Source organism: Duganella guangzhouensis (assembly GCF_009674535.1).
Taxonomy (GTDB): domain Bacteria; phylum Pseudomonadota; class Gammaproteobacteria; order Burkholderiales; family Burkholderiaceae_D; genus Rugamonas; species Rugamonas guangzhouensis.
Genome location: NZ_WKJK01000077.1, coordinates 1 through 289 on the forward strand (window position 1 = coordinate 1; position 289 = coordinate 289).

Here is a 289-nt window from a genome sequence, read left to right on the forward strand (position 1 = left end):
ACCTACTTTCACACTGGTTGCAGCACTATCATCGGCGCAGAGTCATTTCACGGTCCTGTTCGGGATGGGAAGGGGTGGGACTGACTTGCTATGGTCATCAAGCTTTGACTTGTATGCTGCGCAGCCAACGGCTGCGCAGCGAATCTGGGAGAAGTAAAGTTCTGGTTTGGGGTAGCACCACTCATCAACGAGTAAATGCGTATAACCGTCAAGGTTATAGGGACAAGCCGTACGGGCAATTAGTATCAGTTAGCTTAATGCATTACTGCACTTCCACACCTGACCTATC

The 289-nt window shown here is 49.8% G+C and carries 1 rRNA gene; it reads right to left on the reverse strand.

The window, feature by feature from the left end:
- Positions 1-102 (reverse strand): 5S ribosomal RNA (gene rrf, locus GJ699_RS34010); the annotation flags it as partial.
- Positions 103-289 lie beyond the last annotated feature (187 nt).